This is a genomic window from Symbiopectobacterium sp. RP, from assembly GCF_050472005.1.
Lineage (GTDB): Bacteria > Pseudomonadota > Gammaproteobacteria > Enterobacterales > Enterobacteriaceae > Symbiopectobacterium.
Window position 1 is genome coordinate 39813 of the sequence record NZ_JBGOGS010000001.1, and the last position, 18302, is coordinate 58114.

An 18302-nucleotide genomic window follows, 5' to 3' on the forward strand; every position below is an offset into this window, starting at 1 on the left:
ACGACAATACACGACATTTTTATCAATACGTTACCGTCCATTTCGACTTGCAGACTCCCTTCCTTAGACGTGAAAAATCACATTCACCCCGAGCTGGAAATCCCGATGGCATACCGTAACCTGAGCAAGGTATACTGCGCCAATGACAACATCCTCACTCTCCCAACATGACTCCCTGTTCAAAAAGTTCCTCGGCGATATCACGGTCGCCCGAGACTTTCTGGAAATCCATTTGCCGCCTCATCTACGGGAACGCTGCGATTTCAGTACGCTGGCAATGGAGTCGGGCAGTTTTATCGAAGACGACCTGCGCACCCAGTGTTCGGATATGCTCTATTCCGTGCAGACAAAAACGGGGAAAGGCTATATCTACACATTGATCGAGCACCAGAGTAGGCCCGAGAAGTTGATGGCGTGGCGTTTAATGCGTTATAGCATGGCAGCCATGCAGCGGCACCTGGAGCAAGGCAACGAGACCTTGCCCGTGGTCATCCCGCTCCTGTTCTACCACGGCACCACGTCGCCCTACCCCTACAGCACCCAATGGCTCGATTGCTTTGCTGACCCTGAACTGGCAGAATCAGTCTATACACAGGCATTCCCGCTGGTCGATATTACCGCAATACCGGATGACGAAATCCTGACGCATAGGCGGGTAGCGCTGCTGGAGCTGGTGCAGAAACATATTCGTACACGGGATATGCTGGAACTGGTTAACGAGCTGGCCTGTCTGCTTGAGCAATGGGCAGTGCCCAAAGAGCAGTTCCGGGGCTTGATGTATTATATTCTCGAACGTGGCAATACCTCGAACGCCGAGCAGTTCTTGCAGGGGATCGCCACCAAAACCACGGATTACCGGGAGGACGTGATGACTATCGCAGAACAGCTTGAAGCCAAAGGTGAACAACGCGGCATTGAAAAAGGAATACTTCTTGGTCGGCAAGAAGGCATTCACCTCGGTCGCCAAGAAGGTCGCCAAGAAGGCGAGCATAGCGCCTCGCTCAACATTGCAAGGCAACTTATCGCCAACGGTGTTGAACGCACCATCGTCAAAATGTCGACCGGCCTGTCCGATGATGAACTGGCCACTCTGTTCGACGACCGACGCTAATTCCCCGTTTTTTCACCTTCGGGCGCTTCCGGCCACTCAATATCGGCAGCACTCACATCAACACAACTCAACAGCACCGCATATTTCTGCCATTCAGTCAGCGCTAATTTTTTGCCCCATATATGCCCCATTGCCATCCTTGGCATTCACCCCTATTCCTGTTTTTACACTTGAGGATGCGCTCGACATCATTGCTGGGCGATTCGTATTATTCGCTTAATCCCTCGTTATCAGGTTGAACTACAGGTTCCACCACTTTCTCAGCATTTTCTGTTGTAGCCTCAGATTCCAACATTTGCTCTCACCATTCACAATACGAAACATTGCCGCAGTAATTGGTTCGAATTCCGCATAGATAATGTTAAGATAAAAGAATCTCAACTGACTGATACTCATTTTCAGGTAAAAAAAATCAAATGGATAATAAACAGTCACTTTATGGGTTAACCATTTTTAGGTTCATTACCGCATTTTATGTCTTTGTGTTTCATTGTTATCTTAGACACCCTATTGATGTGCCACATTGGATTGCTCGCGTGTTAAACAATGGTGCCATTGGGATGACTTTCTTCTTTGTTTTATCCGGTTTTGTCATGGCCTGGTCTTCTAGAAATGGCATAAGACACGATTATTTTAAAGCACGATTATTACGTATTTACCCTGCTTATTTATTTATGGGGATAATATCTTTACCTTTTTTATTTTATGTTGCCAGTAATAAAATAATTCCAACATTGATTCTTTTCTTAAGCGCAACCCAATCATGGATTCCTAGTAGTTCACCAGTGTGGCATTTCGCTGGTTCATGGTCTGTATCGACAGAGTTCTTTTTCTACATGACGTTCCCCTTACTATTTCCTATTATTAAAAATACCCCCAAGACGGCACTTATTACTGCCTTCATAATCACATCATCAATAACGCCACTCGCTTTTGTTTTTGGGAGTGAAAAAGATGCAACTTATTTTTATGTAAGTCCAATTCATCGTCTCCCTGAATTTATTATCGGTGTTTCCTTAGGATGTATGTATTCATCAGGAACCAGACTTAAAAAAAAGAAAAGCAAAGTTATTATTTTACTTCTAGCCTTAACGGTATTGATAACCATATCAGCCGTAGGTAACCCTGGATTCATGAAAAGAAACTTCGCCACGGTTCCTGCCACAGCAGCAATTATATATGTTTTAGCATGTTCGAATATAAAATACAATTTCATCACTCGTCCATTCATTTACCTAGGAGAGATAACTTATTCATTTTATTTGATGCAACTCGTTGTTTTAAGCTTTTTAGTTAAAAATGAAGATTTATTTTACGGTATGGATAGCATTAATATATGGCTGATTCTCGGGTTAGCTACCCTATTGTTGTCAATGATTTCTTATCACTTTATCGAGAAGCGATTTTCCGTTAAAAAAACGTCAAATAGTAAGGTAATCAGTACATCGGTGTGATGCGTCCCTTTTAGTCGTAGACAAATAGGGCTTTGTTGAATAAATCGATTCTTTTCCAGATTACAACAAAGCCCTACCGAAGGTCAACGCCCAGTTTCGCTACACGGGCCACTTGTATCGACGGTAACGATCCCTTCGCCATCTACAACCAATTCATTACTGGGCACCTCGAAAAACCTCATGTTAGGTAAATCTCGGCGATAAATTAGAGCAGAACCAAAAGAGGTTGTTTGTTTTTTGTACATGATGTGCTCATAAAACACCAAAATTGAGCAATAACCGAGCGTTTTTAAAAATAAAAAATGAAGGCGTCTAGGTTTTTCGAGGTGCCCATCTACTGCATCCTGTAGCGGGGCAATAACGGCGGAGGTACTCACTCAACTACCGATAGCGTGATAGCATACCTCCATTGCACTACCTTGCCCTGAAGAACTGAAAAAGTTCCACTGCACTGAAAACCCTGTTTTTGACAAATTTCTGGCTCTCATCACCCAGCCGTTAACTTCTGAGTCGCCATTTTCTTTCACAAAAAGAAACGGGATTTCGGTAAATACTTTCGGGAAAACAACATCAAGCGGCGCACCATATGTTGAATCCAGACGCCCAAAAATTTCTATCTTCCCGTCCGAAAATTTTCGCCAGTAATACCCTGTACCAGACCCCGTTTCTACGATATCGACTAAACCGGTTTTTTTGGGCTGGAAGGTCTTTTTCAGGTAAGCGTCCAGCCATTGATTGCCCCACATGCTACCGTAGATATTGCCGTCAGAGGCTATCCTTGCGGCTCCGGCATACACCGAAGAAGGGGCACGAAAACCGCCATCTTTATGAAAAATATAATCGCCGCCGCCATCAATACCGTTATTGATGTGTATTCCATCACCGCCCTTGTCTTTGTAGATATAGGCGCGCACTTTGCCATCAGCATTCGCGAGGATAAAATGCTTACGGTTATCCCCCTTCAGTCCGATTTTGCCACCCTGTGAAATAATGTCGCCATTGACCGTTCCACCAGTACGTTTATCCAGTGCGTTTTTTGCACAATCTACCGTTTCCGTTAAACCGAGGTTCTTCACAAATTGATTTTTATCGGGGATATCCGCGCCGTTCTGGTCTTTCGCCAGCTTCCCGTCTATATCTTGTTGTACGGATTCAGAAACACCGATAAAATCTGCCGCGTTTTTCCACGATCCGGTATTTGTTGAATTTGGGTTGTCAGTGTTATTGTCTATGACGCTAATAAATAGCTTGTCGCCAGCATCGCTTAATACGAGAGCCCCGCTTGGGTATCCACTAATTGCTGATGAAAATGCGGGATCGAATGAGTTTATCGCACCTGTGCTCGCCCAGCGCATTAAATCAGAAAGCTCAAATAGTATCTGGTTCATGTTCTGCCCCTTCGGGGGAAGCCCTCCTGCGGCTTTCAGAATCATTGTTACGGGAGGGAATCCCTTTGAATAAGAGGCTGTGTTGTCACCTGCTGGGGTATCCTCCAGAAGGTTCTCCCTCTGCCCATTCCTTCCGAATGGGAGTGGCTGTTTTTTGGGTGGAGAGCTTCTATTCATGATTAACCTTTAAAAAATGTTCCATCGTTGAACGGGTATGTGTCATCAGCAAAGCCAAAATAGGGCGGAACAAGCTGAGTGGTCGTCAATAAAATCCCTTGAGGGATTGGTAATACGTCGTATTTATTCAATATTTTCTTTTCGTAAGGCGCTAAATAAAACTCACAAATAATCCCCATTCTCATTTCACCATAATCAACACAGAATGCCTTTCCTCTCCCTTTAAAGAGCATGGTTAAAAACCTGTTCATTTCTCTTATTGTCGCCATGCTGATATTGGAAAATGCTTTAGCTAAAATAAGTGTTCTGTATGCATCATCAGCAAGTCTAACGGTTTCAGTCTCTTGAACGCCTGCATAAAAAGGCTCTTCGTTAAATGGCGAGGGGTAATCATTAACATTACCGTCGTCCGCTTCTGAAAACCCGAAACTGTTGCTGCTCATATCAGATTGAATATATATTGATACGTTTACTATTTTACCCCAAATATCCAGCCCGTAGCTTCCATTTGTTGTTACATCCCAAACTTCATCTATAAATTTATCGGTAAAATCATCAATATTCATGGCCTGATTAAATGTTTCGATGATTGCCAGTAATCTTGGGCTTGCGGAGTATTGAGTCAGTATGGTTTCTTTCCAGCTCACACTGTGATCACCTCCACGTCAGCTTCCTGTATGGTGGGCACTTGATCTATGCCTGCCGTTACCGACTGAGAATAATTAACACCATCCACAGAAATGGTTAAGGATAGAATATTCATGTATTCAGGAGAAATGCTTATCACGGGTGCGTAATACGTACCACCGCTAATCCTTGATCCAATTCTCGCCTTTGTTATTCCTTCGTAGTTACCGTTGAAAACTCTGGAAACCATTCTTTTAATATGGGCTGTTACATCAGACGGAAGATTGATTATGTCGTTTTGTATCTGCACTCGAAAGTATATCCTCAATGGTTCTGCTTTCTTCCATTGTATTATATATTCAGGATAGTGTGGGCTGTAATTTTCTTTGTCCTGAATAATAAATGTAGCGTCTCCATTCAGGTTTACGCCGGGGTTTTTTGTTCCGTATATCGCTTCCGCAACATCTACGTCAGTCCCTCCATAGGCGCACACATAGAGGGAGTGGCGAGCTACCGGGAATGATGTTTCACCCTTATCAACCGTCACGTCCTCTCGATTGGACCATACATAAGCGTCAAGTACACCATCGGTAGCAAGAAGCGCCGCCAATGTTGACGCGTCTGTGTTTCTTCCTTTGCGTGCTACAGATTGTCGGCGTCTCGTCTCAAATGCAATGCGCGACTCTACATCAATACCCACTACTCCAGAGGCATGATTAATCAGGGCATCCCACCCTGAAACTGGAGATAAAATCTGGTTTAGTTCACCAACACCGCAAGCTATAGGCCCGGTCGTCTGATTTTGGAACTCAACATCGACCAAACCGTCAGGGCCAATCGTGGCGGCGCTTATGGACGCATAGATGTAGCCAGATTTATCCTGTGCAGTGCTTCCTTGTGGGATTGTCCTGCCGGCGGCTCCCGTACAGGTTGCGGTGACTATAGTCCCTCGTGCAGCGATGCGCTCCATGAAGGAGATACGGCCTATCCCATCCTGCCAGCGCCCCGTCGCGTAGTCTGGATTCATCTGGTTGAACAGGCAGAGCAGCGCGTCGTAGTTTGTGGCAATAATCTCGGTATCGGACTGTGCAATCTGCCCCTGGAGTGATGACAGGGAGTTACTCGCCCCGCCCCCCATTGCTGTATCCATGTCAGTAAGGCGCCCGGAAAGAACATCGGCAATGTCTGGCACCCTTAACCCATTTTCGGTTATCGTCACTCCGGGGACTGCCGTTTTTAATTTTGTCATAGGGTGGCCTGCGATTCGTTTCCGTCGTTGTCAGTTATGCGGATAACCCCGCGAGTCTGCCGGGTGTTTTTGTCGAAGAGCACGGAAGCGAGCGCCTGATTGACGACGGGTAGCTTTCTGGCCTCTGCCTCCATTTTCCCGGCAATGTACCCCGGTGAAGGACGATGACCAAGAACCTCTTCTTTCCACGGGATGCCCAACGTGTTGTCGTAATAACACTCGCCAGCAAACACCAGGCAGGCGCTGGCAACATCCTGAGCTACCGCATAACCTGAATCTGCAATAGCCATATTCCCGCTTCCATCCAACGTCAAATCCCACACTTCCATCGAAAGTTTTAGCGTTCGGTAGGTCATGATGCTTTATCCGTAGCATTGGAAATGACGGTGGCAGAGCCTGGCTGACCCCCCCTCACTGGGTGTTTGTGGTCGTTGTAGTTGTCACGCAGCATTTTTAGTGATGAAGCCTGTGTTCCCGCATTATCAGTGATGTTGCCGTCTGCCGTTACGTCCCCGGTGAAATGCGCGGAAGGGGTATTTATAGTTACGCCTTGAGGGGCTACTACCGTCGCTTTTGAACAGATCAAATTTACCGGGTTCGGTGAAGTGATATTCAGTGCTCCATCCGCAAACTCTATAAACTGCGTCGGCGGCCTATTGAGTAGGCCGCCCATATAGATGGCATCTGATTTACTGTGCGCACGACGACTTCCCGGCACAGACTCTTTCCGATTTGCACGGGCTACAGAATTATCACGGTCGCAAACGGCAATCCACCCAATATCGCCCGGAACGGGGTTCATGATGATCGCACTATTTCCACGCTGCGCACGGTAAACGGGTATGTTGTACACCACAGAGTTTTGTATCATCTGATTATTCTGGTCAAGGCGAGCAACTAGCGGGAGAACATCGACAGTCAGATTTTGCGCTTCGCCTTTAATCGCCTTTACTTCAACAAGTTCAATGAAAAAATAACCTGATAACATCTGCTTGAAAATATAATCAAGCGATTCCGCATCGTTAGTTTGTGGCCCGGTTGGTGTAAGTAATTTATCTGACACGTCACACTCCGTCTCTCGGTTTGTTGGCCATGCATATTGAGTGCCACGGGCCATCAGGTATCATTGATGAAAGTTCATGCGTCACGCTGGTGAGTTGATAAGTTCCCTTTGCGTGAGGTAGTGAAGTTTCAAGGTTTATATTCCTCCCTGTCGTCAGCAGGGTTGAAAACTGAGTCTGAAACATCACCCCGCCGTTTGAAAATATGGGATAACCGATCAACCCATGACTGGGAGAAACAAGGGGAATAACGTCATCCCTTTTACTTTCCGAGGGCCAGAAGGATATTTTGGGCTGCATGACAGACATCGCTATCGCGAAGTCATGACATACACCTGAAAGCTGTTCAAAAACGCTACCTGAGTAGTGTGGATTTGTCGCCACCGGATTTTTCAGCCCGGTAATTAACGGCTCATAGCCTACTGGCTTGCATATTGCCGTCAAAATATCTGTTACCGGAATTGTGCCGCCGAAAGAAAAAGGGGGCATAACCTTATTCTGTAGCTCATCACTTGCCGTTGCGTTTATTATGAGCGCCGCATTGGGAACCATGTTCATGTTGGCAATGGATGAATTCATGAACCCTGAGAAAATCTTATTCTCTTCAACGAAAATATCCAGCGACACGCTTTCGGTTCCCGTGCCGTAATTCCCCATCGCCCTTGCTGATAAGGCAGCAAGTAATTCCATGCTTAAACCGTAAAGGTTGGCGCTAACCTGTGTCCCGAATAGATTTCCTGATGACTGGAGGGATATGCTGGATCGAACGTTATCTATCGATATTTTGTTGTTGCCCTTCATTCCCTCAAACGGTTCAGGGTGATTCGTGAACTCAAATCGGAGAGATCGCTTTTTATACAAGTTCGCTCTCCTCTATGTAGTACAGAGTATACCTCCGGCCCAATCCATCCCACTGAGGATTGCTTTCACCTGAGTTATCAATGAAAACCATATCCCCACGGAAACCCAGGTGACGGTAGCGCACCATCTTGTTACCAAACAGGCATGGAACCCCCTGAAGAACAGGAACGCCGTTAACCTCCATGTCCATGTATAGGAAAGAAACGCGCTGAACCAGCCTGATGCGGCACTGCTGTCCGCCAAGGCTGATAGATATTGACTGAGACTTTTCAGGCTCAAGCGGGATTGTTCTCATGTGCTTTTCCCGGTGATATTTTTAGCCAATTCACCAAGCTTTTGCCCGGCACTGTCCACAACGGTAAGAACCGGCTTGGCCACCCTTTCCAGTGCGCTCTGGTATCCTGCGGTTATTTTCCCTGCGGCTGAGTCTGCAATCGTTCCAACAGATTTTTTCAGCGATCCCCACGAGTTGCTTAGCTGATCAACAGTGGACGGCGTAGAGCCTGCTTCTTGGGTTATTTCAGCCATCCCGGTAGTGCCCTGGGATTTATCGTTGTTCGTTAGCTTGTCTTTGTCCTGCGCCCCCGATAGGGAGACAACCATTTGCTGCATGACCTCCTGAAAGTAAAGGTATATGGTCAGCAGAGAAACGCCGCGCTGCGATGTCACTTCGTATGAGTGATCAACCAGGTCATAACTCGTCAGCGTCTCTTTCGGGGTCTCGATGTCGTATACCTCCGCTTTCTCCAGCATGTTCCTGATGGTTTCCAACACCCGGCTCTGACTGGTAAATGTCAGATCGAAGATGTTAGGAATGCGGCCAGAGAACCCCGTTAGCCCAGATATGACAATCTCACAACGAACAATCGACGGCTCCTTTACCTTGTTTATTGACTGATATTTCCCACCCTCAACCGGGGCGGTGGTTATCTGAGCCCGACCGCTGGGCTGGATAGAAACCATGCCACTGAAATTAAGCGCCACCTCTGATGATTTGTGCTTTCTGATGACGTACTGAGGATGAAGGCCGCTATTGATGATAGAGAGCGGAGAACTTCCGCCGATAGCATTGAATATGTCCGCCGTATTCAGGCTGATAATGCTCATCTTTTCTCCTGGCAATATAGCCAACTGACATTATTTTGATAACACCCAGCTATGCTTTTTTTGCCGCATATCAGGGTATCTGTTGTCATCATTTTTAAGTCGGTTGGCTATACAGGCATAATTTTCTCCAACAAAAAGCCCACCTAAGTAGGCTATTGCGTGTTATTGCATCGGTTAAGGTGTACTACCTCACGCCACTTGAATACGGCGCATTTGTTGACGAGCGTCGCGCTACATCCTCAACGCTGCGATTTAGAGCATCAACAGACTGCGGGTTGCTGTTCACGTTAACCGTGTTGATGTAAGTGCTATTGCTGATTTGGTTTCCACCGCTTGATGATAACTGATAGGGTCGGCTGTCAGCCAGGCGTCCTTGAGTGGCGTAATAATTCCTCGCATCCCCCATATTGCCATGAACCTTGCCGGTGTACTCCCTGGTTTCTTTTGGCAATGCGGCGGGGTCGCTACCATTGGCAATCCACTTATCGACATTGCCTTCGCCCCAGTTGTAAGCCCTCAGCGCGTTATCAACGTTGCCACCATATTTTTTAAAAAGTTTGATCAGCTGGATTGAGGCTGCGGCTCGGGATTTTTCAGGGTCTAGCCGTTCGTCAACCTGAGAATCAACGCGGAGTCCTACATCTCTTGCTGTAGCAGGCATGAGCTGATAAGCGCCTGCCGCGCCGGATGATGCATTGTAGGCCAGAGGGTTGCCACCTGACTCTGTCATCATGACACCATGCAGCAAGTCGTTCATTCTCTCGTTGGATAGCGGCTGTTTCTTTCCTGACTGTGCATGCTGAACTGGATCGCTGGAGAACATATTACCAACCCATCCAGTTAGCTTATCCCAAGAGTGACTTACATCACCCCACGTAAGCGGGTCTCTTGGTGCGTGAACCTTATCGTACATGTGATCACCAACGCTTTGCCCTTTTGACTTAGCGCTGCCCTGAACATCATCTATGGCATTAATAACGCTTGTGGCTGCGAGTGCTGCCCTGACTAGCGGGTTAGCCCTTAGCCCCACAGCAAGCAGGAGTAACAGCGCATTAGCCCCACCCACGGCATCAGTTAATTTTTTCACCGCATCACCAGCGTTATTGAAGAAACCGATGAGGTCTCCCTGGTGTGTCTCGATCCATTTTCCGAATGCCTCCATCCCCTCAATAACTTCAGGCGCGAAGGCGATTGCAAGTCCCTGAGCGACCCGGTCTATTTGCGAGCCAAGTTCACCCATTTTAACAACAAGGTTTTCCTGCTCCTTCAGCTGTTGCACGGTGATATTGGACTTCTTCGTTTCCGAGTCCACCAGTGACTTCAGCTCACCAGATTTAATCCTGGCGGTGTCGGTCGGGTCGAACCCCGCAGAGGCCATGACCTGCATGAGGTTGTCTTGCGAGTGCGTTTTACTGTACCGAGTGAACTCAGCCAGCGCCTTGTTAGGGTCGCCAAGCTGGTTGATGTTCAGACCAGTGCGAGCACCCAACACCATCAGGTTTTGTGCCGCCCCCGTCAGGCCGCCGAATATGGTCGGGTCCTGGATGTTCGCCAGCGCCAGGCGAGCATTGCCGGAAGCACCGATAAAGGCGTCACCGTTTAGCCCTGCTTGCTGGAATCCGCGACGAACGCCGAACATCCTGTTCACGTCCGATCCGAAGAACCTGGCCTGAGTGCTGGCGCGTACAATCTCGTTTGCGGTCGAGGTAAATAACTGCTTAATGCCGTACAGCCCAGCCCCAATACCCAAGAACCCAGCGGCGGCTACTGTAACGCCACGGAATGACGACACGGCAGCCTTGCCGAACTGAGTGAAGTCCTCAGACGACGATTTGAGAGTGCGCTTAATGTTGCGGCCAGAGCGCTCGAAGTCACCTTCCAGCTTTTTAACCTCATTGCCAACCTTCTTCTTACCGTTAAGGAATTCATCGGCCTTGATTGTGACCTTATAGGCCAACTCATTAATAATCATCGCTGCTCCTGGTGCTTGTGCCATACGCGCTGATTGAAGTTTTCCACGGAGATGATCTCAAGAAGGTTGTACATATCCACTACGGAAAGCCTCTCCTGGAGATCGATGTAAGAGGCTTTACCAGAGCAGATAATAGCGCTGATGGATGGAGAGATATTTTCGGTGGTGACTAACTTGGCCGGAAGAGCATCCTCTTCAAGGAAGGGGTACTTTACTCTTCGGCGATGGCTAAAAAATTGAAATTCACCTGGAATACTTTATCCAGCAGGGAACGGATGGTGGATACCTCTTCAAAATCAATAGCACCATTAACCTTGCGGCGCTGCTGGCGCCCATCGTGAGAGATAACAACCTCAACGGTATCAATGAGGCGGTCGCGCAGTGTTCTTGCCACATCCGGGGATGACGCAGAAATAACGCTCAGGCCCACGGTTGCCAGACCAGCACATCCCATAGCGATCACATCAGCCGGGATACCGCTATAGTTCGATTCACCCATAGCACGGAAGATATCCTGTGCCAGCGTATCAGCGTCCCATGCCGACATTTCGGTAATGATGAACTCTTTACCTTTGTCGCGGCCTTCGTTGTCAACGACATAGATGATTTCTTTACGTGCCATTAGATAGCGCTCCGTGTTGCTGATTCAAAATGGAATACCGCCGGGCGGGGTTGAAGGATCCTGCGGCCCGGAGGCGTCGGCGTCCACGTATACAGCACACCATTTACAAAGTTCCACTTAGCGCTCAGCGCCGGAACAGTCAGTACGGCGTTACATGCAAAGGCTGAAATAGCCGTTCGCTCGGCGGCCATCCAGTCATCGAGAAGGCGACTGGCGTTAGATGTTGCCATCAGGTTGATAGTGAATTCAGTCGGGTTGAAGATAAAACCAGCATGGTATTTGCCATCCGCCGACATCATGTCCTCTTTGTTCTGCAACGCGCCAGTTTCAAACATGTTGTCGGCGGCGTAGTCATCAACATCAAAGCCACCCGGATAGTAAGCAGGCACGACGATGCGCAGCCTGGAATTAGCACTGGTAATGTCAATTGGCATTTTGTCGTCCTTACAGGATTGCGGTAGAGGCCATGGTGATAGACTGGATTAGCTGCCCGTCTACATAATAGAAAATGACACCCTTCAATTCCCGATCAATACGAGCATCCCCGGTTTGCGTCGGGATGTGAAGGTAGTGGCCCTGAGAATACAGCGTTGAGGAAATGTCCTTTCCTACGGTGGTATTCAGGATACGGATTTGGGATGCGTCCAGCGTTACACCTTTCTGAATAGCGCCGAAGTTAACCGCACGCTCTGCCGGGTCAATGACCGCCGCCTGCACGGAAGCATAGCCGGTCGCGTTGTAGGAGTACGATTGGTTATTGGTGAACAGGTTAGCAAACGCTGAAACCAGATTGGCGTTAATCCACAGCTGGTTAAGAAAGCTGTCCAGCCACATAAATTTACCCGTTATAGCGCCGTCAGAAGCGTATCGCTTCATTGTCTTGTTTAGGCCGTGAGCACCATAGTAGTTGTAGCCATTGGACTTCAACGCTTGAGCGTCTGACAGGTCGCTTACGTTAGGCGCAAGCCCTGCAAAGCCACGGAATTTGTATGACACGCGCCCAGAGGTGCGTGAGAAGTCGACAGAGGCCGCATAAGCCAGAGGAGACACGGCGTACAGGTATGAACCGTAAACCACGAACACATTCTCATAGCCATTTGCCGCAACTACGCTCCTGGCGAAGCACGCCGCGTTGTTTGGCACTTTCCCGGCTTCTGTGGTGTCGTGAACGACGTAGCCAAAGCGGTTATGGCTGGCGCTCACCCATGCGCATAGTTCTTGCTTCTGATCGTCGGTCAGTTCAACCAGCGAGTTAAACAGCACCCAGTTCTGATTGGTATTGATGACACCATTCATTGTGTCTGTGAGCGACGTAGCGGCACCACCAGGTGAAACCACGGCAGCGGGTGCGGCAGTCAGAAGCAGGCCGTTAGCCAGGGCTCCAGCAATCGCACAGGATACTTCACTATCAGCGCCGGTGCTTGCCGATCTGATGATGAAGCGATTTGCAACGGGAAGCCACTCAACTGCGACCTTGCTCGCGCCAATGCCTGTTTCAAGCTTATCGGCAATATCTGAGAAACTGGTTGCGGTTGACAGGTCCACCGACGCACTGGTAGTTGATACCCCGTCAATAGACAAAGTGATAGTGCCAGCCGGAATAGCCTTGAGCGTAGCCAGCGGCACACCTTTCAGGTTTCCAGACAGTAAGTACCCGGCGACATCTGAGGTCACTACGCGGTACATCAGCAACTCACCAGGAATAACGGAGGAGTTGTCGTAACCATTGAAGTACTGCCTGGCAGCAAGGAATTCTCTTGAAGTGCTACCCATCAGCGCTGAAACATCAGCAGACTGATAGAAAGATTGAACTTTACCTACAGGAACAAGTTCATTGTCGGTAAGCATCAGGCCGTTAGCATCAACCGCAGAACCGGCAGGCGTAACGACATTGGGCGTTATGGAAAAGTCTTTAGACAGAGGAATGGTCATATGTGTATATCTACCTGTTTTGTAGTGATCTCTGCATTGTCGAAATAGTCCTGAGGGAACGACACGGTAATGTGAGCCTGTAGCGAGAGAGTGACGATATAGCGCTCCTGCCACTGACTCTCGGCGTTAATCATGGGGGCCTGAATAGCGGCGGAGGAATGCAGTGGAGCCAATCGCCCATCAATGGATTTGATTTTGTCGTAGCCATAGCTGCTGGCGAAAACAGTCTCCAACGCAATAGCCCGATCACCGGCATTTGCGCCGTATATATCCACTTGTACATCGGCCTGCCGGACTTCGGTGTAACCCATGGCACTTGTCGATGGGTCTCCGGTGTCCTGCCTGATTTCTCGAGTGGTGGAGAGGCGCGGAAACCGCAAAGGAGTGAGGAGGCAGAATTCACCCTTCGGCATGGGGACTCTATTCGCCTGAGCCTGCTGCGCTTTCCCGCAAATCGGTTCAACAAAATAAGCCAGCGTATCGATGATGTTGTCTATGGTGTAATCGATCATGTATCCACCTGTAGGCAAACCAGCAATCTCGACCAGTCAGGCCATAACTCCAGCGGCTCAATGACCAGCCACGTTTTGCCATCGACAATGAACAGGTCGCCGCCCTTCTGCATCTCGCGGTTGACGCTGTAGAAGCTTCCGTTTACGTGGATAGACTTGAATAATCCCTGAATATTGAGGCCGTCTACGTGCTGTAAATCGCCTTTGGTGAGTGGCTGAAACTGAATGGTTATTGATTCGTCCGGTGCGTACTCAGGCATGGGCTTGCGGCCAGGCCCCATTGCTTCACCCATGTACCGACGAACGAGGGCGGTGATGTTTGGGTTTACACAGTGAGTGGCCGCATTGGCGATGTTACGTAGATTCAATGTCTCCCACCTCGTAGTTGACGTCGCCGATCATGACCTTCGTATCTATTAGAGGCTTCGTTGAGTCTCTCCCTTTCATTTTTCTGGCAGCTATTGTCGCAGGAGAAAGAGCTGGCTCCATTAGGGTGGCGATAGATCCCTGTACATCACCCTGTATCTGAGCGCCTACCACCTCAAGAACCTGGTCAACCGCAATGCGAGCCCGAATGCCTCGAGCTATAGTTTCCTGCCATTCGCCTTCATGATCGGAAATCGCATTACGGAAGAACGGACGAGGAGGCTGGTTGTTTTCGGGTCGACCGTATTCGTTAGTCGCGGCAACCATCGCTACTGGCGTTCCATCCGGATATGTTGCCCCATCAATGAAACCGACCGTCACCTGCTTCGACTCCAGTTGTCTCGCAACGTTATTGAGAAAGTTTTCAATCGAATCCGCCATGCACGCTCCCCGGGTAGTAGTTCGCCATACGGTAAACCTTCGTCGCCTGCCAGTAATCCATGCCATAAGGACTCTGCGTGTACCACATGTAACGGAACTCTATTTGCCCAGCATCAGAAGATACGGAAACACTACCCTCTGATGCTGACGACAACCGCACAACCATGCCTGAACCACCGTTACCGTTAGCATCCCCATAACGCACGTACGCTAAGTGAGCCATAAGCAGATAGAACAAGCGCTCTCGCTTAACGGCATCCTCAACGAGTGAGTACTCAGAATTGTTCAGGTGATCGGTAGCTTGGTCAAACAGGAAGGGTAGTTGTGCCTCAGTTACATTGGAAAACTCAGGAAACATGTCGCGGAACTTGCTGATATCGAGCACCACGATTGCCATCGTTAATCCTTATCTGGCTGAGTTTGCTGTCTGTTAGGATCGAGTTGTTCAAGACCTGTTTTCTGGTCTTTTCTCTCTTCAGACGCATCCTGAGCTGATTTGTCATCGTTAACTGCAAAAACAATGCCGTTTTTAATCAGCAGCTGTTCAGCGAAGGTCTTTGCGAAGCCGTCCCATAAATCTGCGGGGACATCGCGGGTAATACCAAAGCCGTTAATCAGCAACGAATCGTTGGAGCCAGCTAAAGTTATACTTTGACCTTCGTGAGTGATAGTCAGCCCCGTTGGCAGCTTACAGCCGATAACATAATTTCCAGATTTAGTAGCCATTATGCCCCCAGCATTTGCGCGAACATGAAGGGTTGCGTGATCACAGCGCCGTAGGTGGTGCCAGAGTATTTCTGCTTGTAGTGAGACAACTCAGTAATGAGCGGATGAGCGCGCAGTTTTTCACTGTACGCCATGAAGCCTACTTCCTGACCCTGAGCGGTCTCAACAAACATCTGAATCAACTCACCAGCAGATGTGCTGTATTGAGGTGCAGTCTCGATACGCATGTTTGGAAAGGCTTTCTTCAGCATATCTTCAAGTGAAGTTGCGAAAACTTCATTCGCTGATTTCAGATTTACACTGAGTTTGTTTGACATCACCAGAACGAGTTTGGACGACATATCAACGCCATCACCGACGATACCATTGGTTCGTGCAACCAGGTCCTCGTACAGAGCCAGAATATCGTTGTACTTATCTACTACCTGCTTATTTTTCCACATCACCTTGCCGCTTACGGTTAACGGAGTGATGGGCGCTGGTAGAGCCGGATCATTCAGCAGACCATAGTTGCGCAGCCCTGCAATTCCGTAGAAATAGAACTTGTTCTGATCCTGGTCTAGAACGTTGACAGCAGCACGTTGCTTCTTTGCTGCGTATGGCAGCATAGCCAAGCCGTAACGCTCCTGCTCCAGCTCGCCGTATTGGACGACGGTCTGATAGCGATAAACGTCACGGTGTTCCCATGACGGAGTGACCTGAACCGCTCCCTGCTCGCTGTAGTCGTCATACGCCACAGTATCACCGGTCTCCTCAATGCGCTGAATCATGAAGCTGTCCTGCGCCCATGCACCACGCTTTTCCTCTCTGCCGAGAATTTCCACAGCGCGATTTGGGGTAAACAGCGTTTCTACAATCGTCGGGTCAATGAATGTAGAAACTATTGCCGGGAGGCCGCCGTTTGCAGGCAGAGAAGGCTGAGGGTCAGCATCCATTGCAAGACGGTTAACAGAGGGTTGCAAATAGATACCCTGCGCGTTGGCAACCTGGATGAAGTCTTTAAATGATGGTCGTGACATTACGCTTTACTCCAGGAAGAAATAATTACCAGGTCACCTACTGCGGCACCTTGAGATACATACCAGTCAGTTTCAACATGCCCCGTAACGGTAGCGCCCGCCGCATCCGTGGCGATACTACCATCAGTTACGCTTGCGAAAACCTTCTGGCCTACAGTGGCAACAGTCTTTGATTCAACCCAAAAATCACCGGCAACTTTCGGAGAGACTTCAACACCGCCGCGAATCAACATGTTCGCGCTCTTACCATAGTCAATAGTTGCCTGACCGAGATCCTGAATAAATCCAATGGCTTTTGAGTCAGCAGCCGGAGCGACATTAGTGACGATTTTGGGATCGGTTGCATCGCGAAATACAAATGTGCCGATGGTGACGCCAGATGAGGCGGTTTTAAAAGCGCCCGGGCCACCGGCAGCAGCGATAATCGGAGAAGTTGATGCGGGGTGGCCTACCTGACCAACGCCGCGATACGTACCTACTGATTGCTGAAATGCCATGTTATTTACCCCCGCGAATCATTTTCAGTACATCGGATTTGGTGTCGCCACTCACAATTTGCGGCGATGAATCTTGTGCCAGCGCAGCAGGTCGCGCCCAGGCTTTAAAAACCGAACTAAGAGCCGCAACCGGTAAAGTGGCATGGTCATCGCAGCCTAGTTGTTTCAGCGCAGTACGATAGACCTCTTCAGCGCTGTCGCAGGCCAGATCGCCCACTACCGGGCGCACATCACGCTCAGCCTGACGCAAAGCGATGTGACGCTCCTCAACGCGCCTCACTTCACGACGAATGGCAGCATTCATCGCCAAGCGGCTGTCGTTTGCCATTTTTTCTTTATCTTTTTTGTCTTCGTCTTCATCTTTGGCGGCTTTTTCCTTAGCCTCGCGCTCTTTTTTCTCTTCTTCCGTTTCTTCACCTTCAGCGCGGCGTTCTTTTTCTTTGCGTTCAGCCTCTGAGTCTTCATCCTTAGCTGTCTTTTCAGCGTCATCTTTGATGACTTTGCCGACTTCTTTCTTCACTTCTTCTGGATCTGCATCGCTTGCCAGCTTCGGCAGGATGTAAGCCCACAGCTTGTCTAATTTGGACATTATTTTGCTTCCTGTTGATGGTTTGGAGTCATAAACAAACACGTCGGGTCCAGCCCGACCACTCGGCACGATTGCCACGTGATTACAAACGATGTCGCTCATAACTCCATCGTATGCCTCTCCCTCGTACTCGCCTGGCGTCATGTCGAGCCGGTAGCGGTAGGAGGATGAAATCTCTTTCTGTCTCTCGGTCTCCACCCCCATGATGGAATCAAGATCGTGGATCACCATCGAGTTGTATAGGTATGGCGGTTCGAATTTGGCGTCAGTGCCGGTCGAGCCAACGATGGCGTCTTTCGGCGGGTCGACGACGGTAAATGGAAGGTGCTTGTTGAGGACCGGCTTGTTGTTGAATGTTGGCGCTGCCTTGCGCAGCTCTTCAGGGTCGCGGAGCAGGCGATACCCCTTATTCGGGTCAAGGCCAAGCTTCTCGGCGTCAGGGATCTCTTTTCCGTAATAGACGCACACATTGGCTTTGCTGACCGGGGTGTTGCTTACGTGCATCATCCCGTCTGCGTCGTAGGTGCGAACGCTGGCCTTATCAAAGGCCTTCACATCGTTCATGCTGTTACCTTTCTTCAGGCAATAAAA

23 protein-coding genes are annotated in these 18302 nt (G+C 48.9%); 2 read left to right on the forward strand and 21 right to left on the reverse strand.

Annotation, left to right across the window (positions count from 1 at the left end):
- The first annotated feature begins 142 nt into the window (after nucleotides 1–142).
- The gene (locus tag ACD630_RS00315) at nucleotides 143–1111 is read left to right on the forward strand and encodes an Rpn family recombination-promoting nuclease/putative transposase (RefSeq protein ID WP_430357734.1); all 969 of its coding nucleotides are present in this window, start codon (nucleotides 143–145) and stop codon (nucleotides 1109–1111) included.
- Here ACD630_RS00315 and ACD630_RS00320 read toward each other — a convergent pair.
- Nucleotides 1108–1248, reverse strand: coding sequence for a tail fiber assembly protein (locus ACD630_RS00320; protein WP_430357735.1), 141 nt, complete (start codon nucleotides 1246–1248; stop codon nucleotides 1108–1110). The two genes, ACD630_RS00315 and ACD630_RS00320, sit on opposite strands and share 4 nt — an antisense overlap.
- A gap of 279 nt (nucleotides 1249–1527) precedes the next feature.
- Here ACD630_RS00320 and ACD630_RS00325 point away from each other — a divergent pair, with 279 nt between their 5' ends.
- Nucleotides 1528–2565, forward strand: coding sequence for an acyltransferase family protein (locus tag ACD630_RS00325; RefSeq protein WP_430357736.1), 1038 nt, complete (start codon nucleotides 1528–1530; stop codon nucleotides 2563–2565).
- Between the two features lie 377 nt (nucleotides 2566–2942).
- Here ACD630_RS00325 and ACD630_RS00330 read toward each other — a convergent pair whose 3' ends face one another.
- The 20 genes from ACD630_RS00330 to ACD630_RS00425 all read right to left on the reverse strand — a co-directional run bounded on the left by ACD630_RS00330 (nucleotide 2943) and on the right by ACD630_RS00425 (nucleotide 18275).
- Nucleotides 2943–3998 carry a hypothetical protein gene (locus ACD630_RS00330; protein ID WP_430357737.1) on the reverse strand — a complete coding sequence of 352 codons (1056 nt, stop codon included), beginning with the start codon at nucleotides 3996–3998 and terminating at the stop codon, nucleotides 2943–2945.
- 134 nt (nucleotides 3999–4132) lie between these two features.
- A complete protein-coding gene (locus ACD630_RS00335; protein WP_430357738.1) occupies nucleotides 4133–4777 on the reverse strand; it encodes a DUF2612 domain-containing protein in 645 nt (214 codons plus the stop codon).
- Nucleotides 4774–6006 carry a baseplate J/gp47 family protein gene (locus ACD630_RS00340; protein ID WP_430357739.1) on the reverse strand — a complete coding sequence of 411 codons (1233 nt, stop codon included), beginning with the start codon at nucleotides 6004–6006 and terminating at the stop codon, nucleotides 4774–4776. The genes ACD630_RS00335 and ACD630_RS00340 overlap by 4 nt, the downstream gene beginning before the upstream one ends.
- Nucleotides 6003–6296, reverse strand: a complete 294-nt coding sequence (locus ACD630_RS00345) for a hypothetical protein (RefSeq protein WP_430357740.1) — start codon at nucleotides 6294–6296, stop codon at nucleotides 6003–6005. The genes ACD630_RS00340 and ACD630_RS00345 overlap by 4 nt, the downstream gene beginning before the upstream one ends.
- Before the next feature lie 62 nt (nucleotides 6297–6358).
- On the reverse strand, nucleotides 6359–7069 hold the full coding sequence (locus tag ACD630_RS00350) for a phage baseplate protein (protein ID WP_430357741.1): 711 nt from the start codon (nucleotides 7067–7069) through the stop codon (nucleotides 6359–6361).
- A 1-nt stretch (nucleotide 7070) separates the two neighbouring features.
- Entirely contained in the window at nucleotides 7071–7757 is a 687-nt protein-coding gene (locus tag ACD630_RS00355) for a hypothetical protein (protein ID WP_430357742.1), read from the reverse strand.
- A 163-nt stretch (nucleotides 7758–7920) separates the two neighbouring features.
- Entirely contained in the window at nucleotides 7921–8223 is a 303-nt protein-coding gene (locus ACD630_RS00360) for a phage baseplate plug family protein (protein ID WP_430357743.1), read from the reverse strand.
- Entirely contained in the window at nucleotides 8220–9059 is an 840-nt protein-coding gene (locus tag ACD630_RS00365) for a phage baseplate protein (RefSeq protein ID WP_430357744.1), read from the reverse strand. Before ACD630_RS00365 ends, ACD630_RS00360 begins: the two co-directional genes overlap by 4 nt.
- Nucleotides 9060–9219: 160 nt before the next feature.
- Nucleotides 9220–11031, reverse strand: a complete 1812-nt coding sequence (locus ACD630_RS00370; protein ID WP_430357745.1) for a lytic transglycosylase domain-containing protein — start codon at nucleotides 11029–11031, stop codon at nucleotides 9220–9222.
- Between the two features lie 187 nt (nucleotides 11032–11218).
- Nucleotides 11219–11629: a hypothetical protein gene (locus tag ACD630_RS00375; RefSeq protein ID WP_430357746.1), complete on the reverse strand. Its 411-nt coding sequence runs from the start codon at nucleotides 11627–11629 to the stop codon at nucleotides 11219–11221.
- A complete protein-coding gene (locus ACD630_RS00380; protein ID WP_430357747.1) occupies nucleotides 11629–12063 on the reverse strand; it encodes a phage tail fiber protein in 435 nt (144 codons plus the stop codon). Before ACD630_RS00380 ends, ACD630_RS00375 begins: the two co-directional genes overlap by 1 nt.
- Nucleotides 12064–12073: 10 nt before the next feature.
- Nucleotides 12074–13561, reverse strand: a complete 1488-nt coding sequence (locus tag ACD630_RS00385) for a DUF3383 domain-containing protein (protein ID WP_430357748.1) — start codon at nucleotides 13559–13561, stop codon at nucleotides 12074–12076.
- Nucleotides 13558–14073 carry a phage neck terminator protein gene (locus ACD630_RS00390; protein ID WP_430357749.1) on the reverse strand — a complete coding sequence of 172 codons (516 nt, stop codon included), beginning with the start codon at nucleotides 14071–14073 and terminating at the stop codon, nucleotides 13558–13560. Before ACD630_RS00390 ends, ACD630_RS00385 begins: the two co-directional genes overlap by 4 nt.
- Nucleotides 14070–14441 (reverse strand): hypothetical protein, encoded by a 372-nt coding sequence (locus ACD630_RS00395; protein ID WP_430357750.1) that lies wholly within the window; start codon nucleotides 14439–14441, stop codon nucleotides 14070–14072. The genes ACD630_RS00390 and ACD630_RS00395 overlap by 4 nt, the downstream gene beginning before the upstream one ends.
- Nucleotides 14428–14880, reverse strand: coding sequence for a hypothetical protein (locus ACD630_RS00400; RefSeq protein WP_430357751.1), 453 nt, complete (start codon nucleotides 14878–14880; stop codon nucleotides 14428–14430). The genes ACD630_RS00395 and ACD630_RS00400 overlap by 14 nt, the downstream gene beginning before the upstream one ends.
- Nucleotides 14864–15277 carry a DUF4054 domain-containing protein gene (locus ACD630_RS00405; protein ID WP_430357752.1) on the reverse strand — a complete coding sequence of 138 codons (414 nt, stop codon included), beginning with the start codon at nucleotides 15275–15277 and terminating at the stop codon, nucleotides 14864–14866. The genes ACD630_RS00400 and ACD630_RS00405 overlap by 17 nt, the downstream gene beginning before the upstream one ends.
- Before the next feature lie 2 nt (nucleotides 15278–15279).
- On the reverse strand, nucleotides 15280–15606 hold the full coding sequence (locus tag ACD630_RS00410; RefSeq protein WP_430357753.1) for a hypothetical protein: 327 nt from the start codon (nucleotides 15604–15606) through the stop codon (nucleotides 15280–15282).
- Nucleotides 15606–16625: a hypothetical protein gene (locus tag ACD630_RS00415; RefSeq protein WP_430357754.1), complete on the reverse strand. Its 1020-nt coding sequence runs from the start codon at nucleotides 16623–16625 to the stop codon at nucleotides 15606–15608. Before ACD630_RS00415 ends, ACD630_RS00410 begins: the two co-directional genes overlap by 1 nt.
- The gene (locus ACD630_RS00420; RefSeq protein WP_430357755.1) at nucleotides 16625–17122 is read right to left on the reverse strand and encodes a structural cement protein Gp24; all 498 of its coding nucleotides are present in this window, start codon (nucleotides 17120–17122) and stop codon (nucleotides 16625–16627) included. Before ACD630_RS00420 ends, ACD630_RS00415 begins: the two co-directional genes overlap by 1 nt.
- Nucleotide 17123: 1 nt before the next feature.
- On the reverse strand, nucleotides 17124–18275 hold the full coding sequence (locus ACD630_RS00425) for a DUF2213 domain-containing protein (RefSeq protein ID WP_430357756.1): 1152 nt from the start codon (nucleotides 18273–18275) through the stop codon (nucleotides 17124–17126).
- Nucleotides 18276–18302 lie beyond the last annotated feature (27 nt).

What these genes read in the sequence shown, in the direction of transcription:
- ACD630_RS00375 (WP_430357746.1), bottom strand. Translation starts at nt 11,629, where the DNA reads ATGGCACGTAAAGAAATCATCTATGTCGTTGACAACGAAGGCCGCGAC.
- ACD630_RS00380 (WP_430357747.1), bottom strand. Translation starts at nt 12,063, where the DNA reads ATGCCAATTGACATTACCAGTGCTAATTCCAGGCTGCGCATCGTCGTG.
- ACD630_RS00340 (WP_430357739.1), bottom strand. Translation starts at nt 6,006, where the DNA reads ATGACAAAATTAAAAACGGCAGTCCCCGGAGTGACGATAACCGAAAAT.
- ACD630_RS00315 (WP_430357734.1), top strand. Translation starts at nt 143, where the DNA reads ATGACAACATCCTCACTCTCCCAACATGACTCCCTGTTCAAAAAGTTC.
- ACD630_RS00370 (WP_430357745.1), bottom strand. Translation starts at nt 11,031, where the DNA reads ATGGCACAAGCACCAGGAGCAGCGATGATTATTAATGAGTTGGCCTAT.
- ACD630_RS00355 (WP_430357742.1), bottom strand. Translation starts at nt 7,757, where the DNA reads ATGGAATTACTTGCTGCCTTATCAGCAAGGGCGATGGGGAATTACGGC.
- ACD630_RS00425 (WP_430357756.1), bottom strand. Translation starts at nt 18,275, where the DNA reads ATGAACGATGTGAAGGCCTTTGATAAGGCCAGCGTTCGCACCTACGAC.
- ACD630_RS00360 (WP_430357743.1), bottom strand. Translation starts at nt 8,223, where the DNA reads ATGAGAACAATCCCGCTTGAGCCTGAAAAGTCTCAGTCAATATCTATC.
- ACD630_RS00415 (WP_430357754.1), bottom strand. Translation starts at nt 16,625, where the DNA reads ATGTCACGACCATCATTTAAAGACTTCATCCAGGTTGCCAACGCGCAG.
- ACD630_RS00330 (WP_430357737.1), bottom strand. Translation starts at nt 3,998, where the DNA reads ATGATTCTGAAAGCCGCAGGAGGGCTTCCCCCGAAGGGGCAGAACATG.
- ACD630_RS00420 (WP_430357755.1), bottom strand. Translation starts at nt 17,122, where the DNA reads ATGGCATTTCAGCAATCAGTAGGTACGTATCGCGGCGTTGGTCAGGTA.
- ACD630_RS00410 (WP_430357753.1), bottom strand. Translation starts at nt 15,606, where the DNA reads ATGGCTACTAAATCTGGAAATTATGTTATCGGCTGTAAGCTGCCAACG.
- ACD630_RS00320 (WP_430357735.1), bottom strand. Translation starts at nt 1,248, where the DNA reads ATGGCAATGGGGCATATATGGGGCAAAAAATTAGCGCTGACTGAATGG.
- ACD630_RS00390 (WP_430357749.1), bottom strand. Translation starts at nt 14,073, where the DNA reads ATGATCGATTACACCATAGACAACATCATCGATACGCTGGCTTATTTT.
- ACD630_RS00345 (WP_430357740.1), bottom strand. Translation starts at nt 6,296, where the DNA reads ATGGCTATTGCAGATTCAGGTTATGCGGTAGCTCAGGATGTTGCCAGC.
- ACD630_RS00325 (WP_430357736.1), top strand. Translation starts at nt 1,528, where the DNA reads ATGGATAATAAACAGTCACTTTATGGGTTAACCATTTTTAGGTTCATT.
- ACD630_RS00400 (WP_430357751.1), bottom strand. Translation starts at nt 14,880, where the DNA reads ATGGCGGATTCGATTGAAAACTTTCTCAATAACGTTGCGAGACAACTG.
- ACD630_RS00385 (WP_430357748.1), bottom strand. Translation starts at nt 13,561, where the DNA reads ATGACCATTCCTCTGTCTAAAGACTTTTCCATAACGCCCAATGTCGTT.
- ACD630_RS00405 (WP_430357752.1), bottom strand. Translation starts at nt 15,277, where the DNA reads ATGGCAATCGTGGTGCTCGATATCAGCAAGTTCCGCGACATGTTTCCT.